11 protein-coding genes are annotated in these 12,096 nt (G+C 72.0%); 2 read left to right on the top strand and 9 right to left on the bottom strand.

From position 1 onward, the window contains the following. Positions 1–16 precede the first annotated feature (16 nt). The 8 genes from FMQ63_RS07995 to FMQ63_RS37805 form a co-directional block, all read right to left on the bottom strand. Complete coding sequence (locus tag FMQ63_RS07995) at positions 17–865, bottom strand: 1-acyl-sn-glycerol-3-phosphate acyltransferase (RefSeq protein ID WP_011550294.1); 849 nt, start codon at positions 863–865, stop codon at positions 17–19. Between the two features lie 4 nt (positions 866–869). Then, complete coding sequence (locus tag FMQ63_RS38545) at positions 870–4,094, bottom strand: AAA family ATPase (RefSeq protein ID WP_011550295.1); 3,225 nt, start codon at positions 4,092–4,094, stop codon at positions 870–872. Next, positions 4,091–5,344: a DNA repair exonuclease gene (locus FMQ63_RS07985; RefSeq protein ID WP_011550296.1), complete on the bottom strand. Its 1,254-nt coding sequence runs from the start codon at positions 5,342–5,344 to the stop codon at positions 4,091–4,093. The genes FMQ63_RS38545 and FMQ63_RS07985 overlap by 4 nt, the downstream gene beginning before the upstream one ends. Positions 5,345–5,572: 228 nt before the next feature. Continuing rightward, positions 5,573–5,905 (bottom strand): hypothetical protein, encoded by a 333-nt coding sequence (locus FMQ63_RS07980; RefSeq protein WP_020477936.1) that lies wholly within the window; start codon positions 5,903–5,905, stop codon positions 5,573–5,575. 146 nt (positions 5,906–6,051) lie between these two features. After that, positions 6,052–6,933 (bottom strand): cyclopropane-fatty-acyl-phospholipid synthase family protein, encoded by an 882-nt coding sequence (locus FMQ63_RS07975; RefSeq protein WP_011550298.1) that lies wholly within the window; start codon positions 6,931–6,933, stop codon positions 6,052–6,054. Next, positions 6,930–7,667 carry a hypothetical protein gene (locus FMQ63_RS07970; protein WP_011550299.1) on the bottom strand — a complete coding sequence of 246 codons (738 nt, stop codon included), beginning with the start codon at positions 7,665–7,667 and terminating at the stop codon, positions 6,930–6,932. Before FMQ63_RS07970 ends, FMQ63_RS07975 begins: the two co-directional genes overlap by 4 nt. Continuing rightward, entirely contained in the window at positions 7,664–9,022 is a 1,359-nt protein-coding gene (locus FMQ63_RS07965) for a sensor histidine kinase KdpD (RefSeq protein WP_011550300.1), read from the bottom strand. Before FMQ63_RS07965 ends, FMQ63_RS07970 begins: the two co-directional genes overlap by 4 nt. Continuing rightward, a complete protein-coding gene (locus FMQ63_RS37805; protein WP_225909679.1) occupies positions 9,019–9,441 on the bottom strand; it encodes a hypothetical protein in 423 nt (140 codons plus the stop codon). The genes FMQ63_RS07965 and FMQ63_RS37805 overlap by 4 nt, the downstream gene beginning before the upstream one ends. 173 nt (positions 9,442–9,614) lie before the next feature. Here FMQ63_RS37805 and FMQ63_RS07955 point away from each other — a divergent pair, with 173 nt between their 5' ends. Continuing rightward, a complete protein-coding gene (locus FMQ63_RS07955; protein ID WP_011550302.1) occupies positions 9,615–10,502 on the top strand; it encodes an EamA family transporter in 888 nt (295 codons plus the stop codon). Positions 10,503–10,590: 88 nt separating this feature from the next. Further along, complete coding sequence (locus tag FMQ63_RS07950; RefSeq protein ID WP_043612119.1) at positions 10,591–11,253, top strand: hypothetical protein; 663 nt, start codon at positions 10,591–10,593, stop codon at positions 11,251–11,253. Here FMQ63_RS07950 and FMQ63_RS07945 read toward each other — a convergent pair whose 3' ends face one another. Beyond that, entirely contained in the window at positions 11,254–11,994 is a 741-nt protein-coding gene (locus FMQ63_RS07945; protein ID WP_044272895.1) for a DNA methyltransferase, read from the bottom strand. Positions 11,995–12,096: the final 102 nt, after the last annotated feature.

The raw sequence follows: 12,096 nt of genomic DNA, 5'->3' as shown, positions 1-12,096 counted from the left end.
GGCCGGGAGGGATGTGTCAGGCGCCGGGCGTCAGCGCCTCGATGCGCGCCTTTTCCGAGACGATGAGATTCCGGACGTGCTCACGCAGGGAGGCCACGTCGGTGAAGGCGCTGGGGTCGACGGGGGGCATGACCTGGACGTGGCAGCGGGCGGTGGTCTCCAGCACCAGGCCGTGCTTGGGCAGGGTGCGCGCGGTGCCGGTGAGGACCACGGGGATGACGGGGCAGCGCTGCTTCAAGGCCAACGCGAAGGCGCCGTCCTTGAAGGGCTTCACGACGCCGTCGGAGGAGCGCGTGCCTTCGGGGAACATGAGGATGGGCACGCCGCGAGACAGCCAGTATTCGCAGTCGGCCAGCATCTTCGTGATGCTCGCCCTGTCACCGCGCACCAGGGGGACATAGCGGTTGAGCCGCATGTTCCAGCCGATGAGCGGCAGCTTGAAGTTCGACGCCTTGGAGACCCACTTGAAGGGGCGGTAGAGGCCGAAGAGGACCAGGATGTCGCCGAGCGACTCGTGGTTGGACACGAGCACGGCCGGGCCCCGCCAGGGCAGGTGTTCGCGGCCGTCGACCTCCAGGTGCCAGAGCGGGTTGACGTAGAAGTAGAGCTGCGCCCAGAAGCACGAATACAGGTGCAGGACGCGCCCGTCGCGGTCGAACGGCAACGTGACGAGCCAGACCAGCACGGCGCCCACGAAGAGCACGGCGCTGGAGAGCATCAGGAACGCCCAGAAGACGATGGAGAAGAGGAGTCGAATGGCGCGCGCAGTGTGCCACAGGCTCGCGGCAGGTGGGCTTGTACTTGGAGGTGTCGCGCGGCGCCGGTCTGCTTCGTGGCGCATGCCGATGACCCTGTTCCGCGCCATCTGGCTAGCCCGTCTTCAGCACGGACACGGGCGCGGGCGGTTCGCTCGTGGAAGCGTCCAGCGCTTGCACCCGCGCGCCCTCGGCGGCGAAGGCGTCTCGCAGCCAGGGATGGCAGGTGAAGGCGATGACCTGCTGGTGCTCGGAGAGCTTCGCCAGCAGGTGGATGGCGCCTCGCGCCCGCTCCGGGTCGAAGTTCACCAACACGTCGTCGACGATGAGCGGCAGCGCCCCGCGCGTCTCGCCGAAGTCACGCACCACCGCCAGCCGGAACGCGAGGTAGAGCTGCTCACGCGTCCCTCGGGAGAGTTGCGCCGCGCTCCAGTCACGCTGACCATCACCCACGCGCAGCTCGCGCTCCTCTCCCGTGGGGATGAAGACGCGCTGGTAGCGGCCCTGGGTGAGCGTGGCGAAGTGCTCCGAGGCGAGCTGCACCACCCGCGGCTGCTGCTCCTCTTCGAAGCGGCGGCGCGCCCGCGCCAGCAGTGCCAGGGTCAGCCGGTCCGCCGCGTACTGCTTCGCCAGCTCGGCGGCCCGTGCGCGCAGGGACTCCTCGACGATGCGGAGTTTCGCCAGCGCGTCGTCGTTCTCCCACTGCTCCAACTGGTGGCTGAGTGCGCCGCGCTCCGTGAGCACCGCCTTCAGCCGGTCCTGGGCCTCCGCCTGTCGGTCGCGCAGGGATTCCAGCTCCACGCGCAGGCCCTGCTCGCCGCCCACGTCGATGAGCGCCTGCCGCGCGAGCGTCTCCGACAGGCCCGTGCGCGCCTCGATGCGGTGTGACAGCTCCCGCGTCCGGCCCGTCAGTTCCACGTAGCGGCGTGCCTGCGCGGCGCGGCGGCGGAAGGTCTCCTCGTCGGGGCTGCCACCTTCGGCCAGCAGCGTCGCCAACGCCGCTTCTTCGTCGTGGCACAGCCCGTCCAGTCGCGCTTTCTCCGCTCGCAGTTCGTGCCGCCGCTCTTCCAGCGTCCTGCGCTCCAGGCTCTGCGCGCGCTCCGCTTCCAGCGCCGCCGCCACCCGCGACGCCAGGGGCTCCATGACACCGGCGTCCAATTCACGGGCCTCCGTCGCGCCCGGGATGAGTTCCGCCACCACGGCCTCCGCCCACAGCCGCGACGTCACCAGGGCGCAGACTTGCGCGTCCACCGTGAGCGCGGCTTCCTCCGCGCCTACGTCCAGGAGTCGCTGACGGAGCGCCGCCGCGTCACGCCACAGCGTCAGTGCCGCGGACGCGGCCAACGTGGGAGGGAAGTGCCGCTCGGACAGCAGGGCCGTCAGCTCTGTGCCCAACTGTTCCTGCCGCGACTCCGCCTCGCCCACCGCCTCACTCGCGCGGTGCTCCTCGCGTCGCGCGGCGGTGTGCTCGGCGTGCAGCGTCTCCCGCTCCCGCTCGAGCTGCTCCCGCCGTCCCGCTCGCTCCAGCGCATCCGCCAGCACGGCTTCCCGCGCCGCCATGTCCGCCGCCGTCGCGACCAGGTTGAGTCCGGCCTCGGACGCCGCGGACAGTAGCTCACGGTGCAGCAGTTCCTCTCGCGCGGACAGACCCATCAAGGCCGCGCGCAGCCGCTCCTCTTCCTGCTGCCGCCAGCGCTGGCGCGCGCGTTGTGCCTCCACGTCCGCGTCGCGCGCCGTCTCCACACGGCGCCGGGCCAGCTCCAGCACGCCCGTCAGCAGCAAGCCGCCCACGAGGCACAGCGCGCCCACCACATTGCCCGCCAGCAGCCACGCCGTCACCGCGAGCGCCACCACCACCGCGGCGACCGCCGGCACCCACCATGTGGGAAGCACCGCCGCCGTCGCCTGCGGCTCGCCCTGGGTGCGGACGCTCTCGAATTGCCGGTGCAGCTCGGCCCGCTGCTCCGACAGGCGCTCCACCTCCGCGCGTACGGTGCGCAGCCGTCCCAGCCCCGCCTGTTGCTGGCGAATTCGCGACGCCCGTTCCTCCGGCAGCGTCGACAGCTCGGCGTCCACCCGCGCCAGCGCGCCATCCAGCCGCTCACGCTCCGAGACGGCGCGGGCCCATGCGCCCTCCGCCTCGCGATGCGCGACCTCGGCCGCTCCCAGCCGGAGCGCCAGTTCCTCCAGCGTCACGCGGACGCTTACGCTCAAGTCCAGCGCGAGCAGGCCGGGCCCATCCACGGGCAGGCCCAGCTCGCGCAAGGCCAGCTCCACCTGCCGCTGCTTCTCCGCCAGGGCGGCCCGGCGGGAGGGCAGGGCGCGCAGCAGCGCGGCGCCCTCGGTGTATGCCGCAAGGGCCTGGCTCAGCGCCTCTTCGCGACCCCGGACGCCCGACGGCGCGGACAGCCGCTCCAGCCCGGCTTCCACCGTGGCCAGCCGCTCCGCCAGCCGAGCGCCTTCCGCGCGATAGCTCCGACGCCGGTGCAGGCCGTCCTCGAGCCGCGACTCACCTGCCTCGGGGAAGGTCTCCAGCGCGGGCAGCGTCGCCAGCTCGGCGCGCGCCTGTGCCAGCGCCGCCACGTCCCCGAGCGCCGCCTCCAGTCGCGTCAGCCGCTCCAGTCCGGTCCCCGTCTCCAGCAGCGCCGCTTCGAGCGTCCGTTGCTCCTCCACCAGCGCGCCCAGCCGCTCCTTCTCCGCGAAGTAGCGCGCGGGCCGGTCTCCCTCCTGTCGCAGCCGGACCTGGACGTCCTCCAGGGCCTTCAGCGTCACGTTCAGCGAGGGAGTCACGCCGTTCGGCTTGTAGATTTTCTCGATGCGCTTGCGGAGTTGGTCCATGACCTCCGGCAGTCGGCGCGCGCCGCGCATGCTGGCGGCCACCAGGGCCTCGGAGGCGCCTCGCTGTTCGGTGAGCCGCTCGAAGCCGGCCAGCTCATCCAGGCGGAAGGCGAACACGTCGAAGAACAGCTCGCGCGACACGTGGGCCAGCGCGCTCTCCAGCGACTCCTTCGAGAGCTCCTTCCCCTCCGCGTCGCGCACCGACAGCTCGCCCTCCGACGAGCGCCGGCTCGCGATGCGGCGCACCAGCAGCGGTCCCGCGTGGGTGGTCAACGTCAGCTCGCCGCCGAACGCGCCGCCGTGGGCCGGCTCGTAGCGCTCCGGTTGCCCGCGCTTCTCGAAGCCGAACAGCATGCTGCGCAGGAAGGCCAGCAGCGTGCTCTTCCCCGCCTCGTTGGGGCCGTACAGCAGGTGCAGTCCCGGCCCCAGGTCGCGCGTGAGGCCGGAGAAGCGGCCGAAGCCGAGCACGCGCAGCGCGTCGATGCGCAGCCCCGGCTTCATGACGTCTCCTCCTCATGCAGCGACTCCACGCCGTGCAGCCCGGCCTGCACCACCCACTCCGCGCGAGGCGCCTCCAGCGCGTCCACGCCCAGCCGCTTCAGCCGCTGGCTCAGCGCGCCCATGGCCTCCTCTTCCCACAACCGCGCCAGCGCCGCCGGGTCCTCCGCGAGGAAGCCCACCTCGTCCAGCAGCGTGCGCGCGAAGCCGCCCGCCGCGCACACCGCCTCCAGGTCCACCTCCGGCCGGCTGCTGTCCCGCAGCGACTCCAACAGCACTGGTGGGTGACTCCTCGCGAGCTGTTCGCGCAGGTCCACCTCCAACTGTGCCAGCGCGCCGGGACGGGCCAGCTCGCGGTGCAGCGGACCTCTTCCGGTGAGGGTGAGTCGCACCGCGTGGCCGTCCAGCTCGGGCGCGCAGCGAGCCTCCACGCCCTCCATCACCGTGGCCAGCAGTCCGTCCAGCGTGCTGACGCCGGACAGCGGAACCTCCAGCTTGTGCCAGCGCACCCCGTCCACGGGGATGAAGCGCCGCCGCATGCCGCCGTCCTCCACCTCCACCAACATGCAACCGCGCGGGCCGGTTTCGTTCGCGTGCCGGCCCTGCGGGTTGCCGGGGTACACCGCCACGCCGCCGCCGGGGAGCATGTGCTCGGCGCGCGTGTGGACGTGGCCCAGCGCCCAGTAATCCAGCCCGCGCGAGCCCAGACCCGCGGTGGTGCAGGGCGCGTAGTTGGCGTGGCCCTCCGCGCGGCCCAGGTTGGCGTGCAGCAGTCCCACGCTGAAGCCATCCCCGGTGCGGCGGAAGCGCGCGGAGAGGTCGTCGCGCACCTCCACGTCCGGATAGGAGATGCCCTGCACGCGGCACAGTCTCCGGCCCTCGCGCTTCACCTCCACTTCTTCCCAGTCCGGGCCGAACACCTTCACCGACGGCGGAAGCCCCAGCGCGCCGGTGTCTCCGCTCAGCGGGTCATGGTTGCCGTGGACGATGAAGGTGGAGATGCCCGCAGCGTCCAGCCGGCCCAACTCGCGCCGCAGCGCCAGCCGCGCGCGCACCGAGCGGTCCTTCACATCGAAGAGGTCTCCGGCGAGCAGCAGGAAGGCCACCCGTTCTCGCAGGCACACCTCCGTGATGCGCGTGAGCGCTCGGAACGTCGAATCCTGGAAGCGTCCCAGGAGCGGCCCCTGGGTCGCGACGCCCCGGAAAGGCGTGTCCAGGTGCAGGTCGGCGGCATGAACGAACTTGAAGGGCATGGCGCGCCGCACAACGTACCCGATGCGGGCGGGTGACCCGACATTCCGGCCCGGACGCACGGTCGCTGGCCGACAGCAACCCCTCCCTTTGTGCCCGGGTGGCGTCGACTCGCCGCCAGAACGGGTGTGACGGGTAGGACAGAGCCGAAGGCCCAGAAGCGGAGCGGGGCCCGGGAGCATCCCGGACCCCGTGGGTTGCTTGCTCGCGGCGGGTCGCGAGCAGGCGGGCTACTGCTGACCTTCGGGGCTGTGCGTCCCGGTGTCCTTGGTGTTGTGGTCGTTCATCATCCCGGAGCCGCCCATGCCGGCGTCGTAGCCTTGCATCTCGTGGCCGGAGCCGCCCGTGCCGGCGTCGTAGCCTTGCATCTCGTGGCCGGAGCCGCCGGTGCCGCCGGTGCCGCCGCTAGGGTGCGGCTTGGTGCCCTGGCCGCTACCGCCGGTGCCCTCCATGCCCGGGGTGGTCGTCGTCCCTTGGTGCTCACGGTTCTGTTCCCTGCATCCTGTAATGGACATCGCCACCGCCACCGCACCGAGCACCATCCACCGATTGAAAGCCTGCATCGCGTTTCCTCCCTGAGTAGCGACTGGCCCAAGGCTGGAGGCGACCCTCGCGTGTTGCACCCCGCCCCCCCGACCGTTGCACATGTCCGCCCATGCTCCGGCCGGGCGGCCAGGGGCCCGCTTCAATCAAGAGGTGGGGCGAGTCCTCAGTCCACCCGCCGGAGCACGAGCAGCCCGTACTCCAGACCGCCGTCCATCAACGCCTGCTGCAGGCGCAGGTGCTCGCGGCTGGATTCGCCGCGGCCGGCCTGAGCGAGCGCACGCAGGGGATGCTGGGTGGGGTGTGCCGAAGCGCGCTCATGCACCATCAATTCCAGTGTCAGCGACCAGAAGCCCACCACGCGTGAGGACACGTCGTCGCGGACCTCCAGCTCCAACCCCGCGGCGTGCGCGGCGGACAGGTACTCATCGAGCGAGCCGATGCGCGTGCGCCAATACCGGTCAAAGCCAGGGGCCAGCTCCGGACGGCAGAGGAAGCAGTCGGCGATGGCCAGCACGCCGCCTGGCTTCAGCAGCGTCCGCGTGCGGCGGAACCACTCGGCGCGCGGCAGGTAGCAGGCGCTCTCCACCGCCACCACCGCGTCGAAGGCCGCGCGGCCCGGCACGGAGAGGGCGTCACAGAGGATGGGGCGCACGCGCGCGCTCACGCCCGCGGCCTCCGCGAAGCCGCGCACCAGCGCGACATGCGAGGGCACGTTCGTCACGGCCGTCACGTGCGCCTGATGCTCGGTGGCCCAGTAGAGCGCGCCGCCGCCCAGGCCACAGCCGACGTCCACCACCTCGCCGCCGTCCGGGAAGCGGCCCACGGCGCGCGCCAGCTCCATCAGCAGCGCTTCCTGCGCGGAATGGACCGTGTCGCGCAGCACCTCCGAGGACGCGCCGGGCGGCGGCACCACGTCCACCAGCCCGGAGTGATAGTGCACGCGTGGGCCGGGCCCATAGCGTTGGAGCAGCCGCTCCGTCTTCGCCTCGTAGTACGCGCTCACCTCGTCGCGTCTCCACTCGGGTTGCACGGCTTCGGCGTTCATGACTCCCCCTCTGGCAGCATCGGTTCGATGCGGCGCAGCGCCGCGTCCAGGCAGCGCAGGTCCAGTCGGCGCAGCGCCTGCGCGGCGGCGCGCGCCCAGGCCACCACCGCGTGACGGTCCGCCCCGGGCATGCTGGTGAAGCGCACGTCCCGCGTGCGGATGTCCTCCGCCACGTGCGCGGCCACGCCCAGTGCCCGGCCCGCCGCCGCCGCGCGGGGCTCCAGCACCGTGCCCGCCCACAACACGCGCAGGTACGCGGCCCACTGCTGGCCGGCGATGCCCTCCGCGACCTGGCGGAACAACGGCGCCGTCCAGTCGCTGGCGCGCACCTCCAGCGCCTGCGGGCCGGCGGCCACCGCCAGGGTGCGGACCGCCTCTTCCAGCACCGTGCCCGGCAGTTGCGCCGGCGCGCCGCACAGCGTGGCGAAGGCCAGGTTCTGGAGGATGAACTGCACGCACGGCCCCACGCGGATGGGTGGGTCGTGGTACGTGCACTCACCGTCGATGAGGTCGTCGGCGAGGTTGCCCGCGCTGAAGCTGAGGAAGAGCCCGGCGCCGCGCGCCATCAGGGCCTCGCGCGGCAGACCGGCCTCCGCGCCCGCCTCGTAGAAGAGGGACAGGGGGCCGGGCTGCGCCGCCTCCAGCGCCGCGAGCACGTCCCGCTCCGACACCTCCGGCAAGCCCAGCCGGCGAAGCGCGCGCAGCGACTCCTGGTACAGGGCTCCGCCGCTCATCGGTACTCCCTGGGAAGGACCATGCGGAGCACGGCGCCGCCCCCTGTCGCGTTCCGCCGGTGCAGCATGCCGCCGCTGGCGCGCAGGAGGCACTCGCTGGTGTAGAGGCCCAGGCCCGTCGCGTGGGACTTGCTGGTGTACAGCGCCTCGGCGGGGCGGCTGAGCTGGCCGGGCGGGAAGCCGGGGCCATCATCTGTAATCGTGACCTCCAGGCGCCCGCTGAGCGGCTCCACGCGCGCATGGATGTGGACCCGCGCGGCGCCTTCCTCGCCGTTGCCCTCGCAGGCGTTGAGCACCAGGTTCTCCACCACGCGGCGCAGCGTGGGCGCGCCGCCGCGCATCAGGGCGCGCAGGGGCGGGGAGGGCTGCTCCACCTCCACCTGGATGTCCACGTCCGGGAAGCGCAGGCCCACGCTGGCCTGCACCGAGTCCAGCACCGGCGCCAGCTCCACGGGCTCCGGCTCCATGCCGGCATGGCGCCGCCCCTTGTTGCGGGCGTCCATCATCATGTCCCGTATCTGCGTCAGGTTGTCGTTGAGCTGCCGGAGCAGGTCGTCGAACTCGGTGCGGCCGGGGCCCGGGCGGTGCGCGCCCACCACGGCCAGCATGTCCGCCGCGCTGCCCGCCGCCATGAGCGCGTTGTCGATGTCGTGGTGGTAGCCCAGGATTTCCGACAGCGCCTGCGACAGGCGGCCCACGTCGCGCTCCTGCTGCTCCAGCAGTTGCGCGTGCACGGCGGCGCGCAGGCGCTCCGCGTCCGCGCGGGCCCGGTCATGCTGCACGGCGAAGGTCCCCAGATAGAGCTGGGCGGTGAGCGCCGCGGGTCCGATGACGCCGAAGAGGGCCAGGTGTTCGTCGCTGCCGCGCAGGGGCAGGGCCAGCGCCAGGGCCAGCGCGGTGCCCAGGGCGAGGAAGGGCTGGCGCGGCGTCACCCGGTGCAGCCGGCCATGGAAGGCGGTGGTGAAGAGGAACAGCGAGGCGATGACGGCGGCCCCTGGCGGCGCCGACAGGGCCATCAGCGCGGCCACGAAGAAGTGCATCGTCGCCACGCCGAAGATGAGCCACCCCCAGCCCCAGGGCTCGATGCGGCGGCGCCGCCGGTGGACGAGCGAGAACAGGACGCCGCTGGTCAACATGGGCGCGGCGCACAGCAGCGCGGTGCCGAAGTGGATGCCGAAGAAGCTCCGCGCGCCGGGGGCCCAGGCCGTCATGGCCAGCAGGCTCGGCACGAAGGCACAGAGCGCGAGCCACGCGCCCAGGCCCGAGGCGGCCAGCACCTCCGCGGCATCCTGGGCGCGCGTCCACCGCCGGAACGAGGACAGGAGGGCCTGTCGCCCGGCGGAGCGCGGACTCATACGGTGGCGGACAGGATGTCACCCGCCGTACCCAGGCTGGACGACTCCTCGGTGGCGCGTTCGGCCCGGAGGTTCAGTTCGTTGACGATGTCCGCGTTGCCGCGCTGGAGCAGTTGCACCGACACCTCGCCGCCCGCGAGCACGTGGTGGAGGGCCTCCAGCACGGGCCGCAGCGTGGGGGTGAGCGTGCGCGCACCCAACGGGCCCTCCATGGCGCCCAACTCATTGCAGCGCGCCAGGTAGGCCGTCAGCGCGTCGTCACGGGCGGTGTCGCCGTGCGAGCCGTCGTGCGCTGGTTTGATCGCGCGGTTTCGAGGCCGCGGCGTCGCGAGCGCGCCCGTGCGGGCATCCCAGCGCGGTGGGCATTCTCGTCGCGTGCGAAGTGGATGGAACCGGATTTCTCGGACTCTTGGCGTCATGCTGGCTCCCCCCCGGGGCCCGGCACAGTCGTTTCACCCCCGAGCAAAGCGAAGGCGCCCCCGCGCCGTCAAACTCCCGGCCAGGCGAGTGTTGTCCAGCGTGTTCTCTTCACCCTTCAGGGCAGGCGGGTGATACGGGATGGACAGAGGGCGCGGTGGAAGAGGTGCGCGGAATGTCTCGAGTCTTGACGAAGCCGGGGCCGGTCACGGTGGCGGTCCTGACGTTGCTCGTCGCGATGGCCTCCATCCAGACGGGCGCTTCGCTGGCCAAGCAAGTCTTCCCCGTCTTGGGCGCGGCGGGGGCCACGGCGCTTCGCGTGTTCTTCGCGGCGCTCATCCTGGCGGCGGTGTTCCGGCCCTGGCGGCAGCGGCTCACCCGCAAGGACTTGCGGGCCGTGGCCATCTACGGCGCGGCGCTGGGCGGGATGAACCTGACCTTCTACCTGGCGCTGGAGCGCATCCCGCTGGGCATCGCCGTCGCCATCGAGTTCACCGGGCCGCTCGCCCTGGCCATCTTCTCCACGCGCCGGGCGCTCGACTTCGTGTGGGCGCTGCTGGCCGTGGCAGGCATCCTGCTGATTCTGCCGCTGTCGGAGACGTCGCGGTCGCTGGACTGGATGGGCGTCTTCTGGGCACTGGTGGCCGCCACCTGCTGGGCGCTGTACATCCTCTTCGGTCAGCGGGCCGGAGGCACCGTCCACGGCGGCACGGCGGCGTCGCTGGGGATGTGCGTCGCGGCGCTGCTCGTCATGCCCTTCGGGGTCGCGCACGCCGGCATGAAGCTGCTGGACGTGTCGCTGCTTCCCATCATCCTGTGCGTGGCCGTGCTGTCGAGCGCGCTGCCGTACTCGTTGGAGATGTATGCCCTCAAGGCGCTCCCCACGCGCACGTTCGGCATCCTGATGAGCCTGGAGCCGGCGCTGGCCGCCGTGTCCGGGCTGCTGCTGCTGGATGAGCGGCTGTCGCTGGTGCAGTGGGCGGCCATCGGCTGCATCATCCTGGCGTCCGTGGGCAGCTCCGCGACGTCGCGCAAGCCCGTTGAAGCCGTCGCCGCGAGCTGACCAGAAGGGGCCGCCGACACCGTTCCCTGGGGTCGGGCCTGTCTTCGGGCTCGCAATGGGGCCCGGCGCCGGGCTAGAGGACGGCCTCATGCGTGACCGAATCCAGGCCGTGCTCCGCCAGCTTGCCCAGTCGCCCGATATGGAGGCGCGCTGGCTCCACACCCTGTCCCTGATGGAGTTCATCGGCGCGCGGAAGATTTCGCGCACCGTGGCGGACCGGCACCCGACGCTGGAGGTGCTGGGGCACCTGGCCGACGAGACGCGCCACGCCTTCGCCTTCAAGCGCCTGTCCGCCGAGGTCGCCGGCGCGGAAATCACCACGTTCCTCTGCCCGGAGGCCGCGGGCCGCTACTTCCAGGCGCTGGACCACGAGCTGGCCACCTGGGCGACGTCCTTTACGGGCGCGCCGGACGTCTATCTGCACTACCTGCTCACGACGACGGCCATCGAACGGCGCGCCATGGTGCTGTACCCGCTCTACAAGGCCGCGTCCCGCCAGCCGGCCGTGCGCGAGGAGCTGGGGCGCGTCGTCACCGAGGAGCAGAGCCACCGGCTCACCATCGAGGATGCGTGTGTCGAGCGCCTCACCGCCGTGGGCGCCACGCTGGATGCCGCGCTGGCGCTGGAAGAGCGGCTCTTCGCGGCCTTCATCGGTGAGCTGGAGGCCACCGTGGCGCGGGAGTCGGGCGCCCAGGCGGCCTTCGTTCCGGCGCCCGGCGAGGACGTCGCGGCGCGGTCGCAGCAAGGGTGACTACAGCGCGTCGTCGTCGCCCACAGGCGCGCCCGTGCCATGGGCGCCTGACAGGACAAGCGTGCCGTCCATCAGCTCCGCGCGCAGGTTGCGGGCCTTGCGCGCCCGCTTGCGGCTGAGCTCCACGCCCACCGCGTCCAGACCCAGCGCGTTGGCCACGGCCAGCACGGTGCCGTGGCCACAGAAGGGGTCCACCACCGTGCGCGTGCGGGTGTGCTCCAGGATGAAGCGGCACGCGATGAGACACGCCTCCACGCCCATGCCGCGCGTCCACGTCACCTCGCCCGCTTCGGGCAGGACGTCCGGCGTGGACTTCGCCATGTCCACGCGGACGCCGCGCGAGAAGCACAGCATGTGGGAGTACGCGGGCCGGCCGAACGTCACCGTCCCGGGCGGCCGCCGGCACACCACCTTGTGCCAGAGCAGGTCAACGCCCACCTCCTCCGCGGCGCGGGCCACCAGGTAGCCCTTGTCCACCCAGGTGCCCTCGTCCTTCACGTCCGTCTGGTAGAAGATGGCCACGCCTTCGGGCGGCACGCGCGCGAGGATGAGCGCCGCGGCGCGGATGAACCAGGCCTTCCACTCCGCCAGCGACAGGGACGGGAACTCGGACCAGTCCGGCAGGGACGCGATGGCCGAGCTGCCCTCCAACACCGGTCGCGCCTCCAGCCAAACGAGTGCGTCTTCGCAGTACACCGTGCGCTTCGCCGCGCCCGTGGCGCCTGCCTGTTCGTCCACCATGTGGTGCTGGAGTCTGCCAGAGCCGCGCGCACTCCGCGTCGGGCTGGTCAACACGCCCAAACCGTGGCTTGCTAGCGCTTCTGTAGATTTCTACAATCCTGT

Source organism: Myxococcus sp. CA005, from assembly GCF_006518205.1.
GTDB lineage: Bacteria > Myxococcota > Myxococcia > Myxococcales > Myxococcaceae > Myxococcus > Myxococcus xanthus.
The sequence above is the reverse complement of the archived record's forward strand: the minus strand, read 5'-3'. Positions and strand labels throughout refer to the sequence as shown.